The sequence below is a fragment of the Leptolyngbya sp. CCY15150 genome (genome assembly GCF_016888135.1).
In the GTDB taxonomy this organism is placed as follows: domain Bacteria; phylum Cyanobacteriota; class Cyanobacteriia; order RECH01; family RECH01; genus RECH01.
The window spans coordinates 1-239 of sequence record NZ_JACSWB010000304.1; the positions used below are offsets into that span (position 1 = coordinate 1).

At 52.7% G+C, this 239-nt stretch carries 1 pseudogene; it reads right to left on the reverse strand.

Going from position 1 to position 239, the window contains the following annotated elements:
- A pseudogene (locus tag JUJ53_RS25665) lies at window positions 1-226 on the reverse strand (hypothetical protein); the annotation flags it as partial.
- Window positions 227-239 lie beyond the last annotated feature (13 nt).

Below are 239 nucleotides of genomic sequence, written 5' to 3' on the forward strand. Positions count from 1 at the left end.
GTAACAAGATGGATAGCACTCGCACATACCACCGCTGCCGCTGCAGAGCTTCTGGCGCAGCATCCTTGAGTAACTCCACATAAGGCTGTAGACCCAGCCCAACCTCAATCGTCCCTTCCTCACTGGCGCGATCGGCATCTGCTTCCCGAACCCAAGCCTCATCCTTGAGCAAATCCATCAGGTTGCCCGTTTTTCTTAGTTGCTCAGTCAGGATTGCATCATTCATAAGCGATTGGATG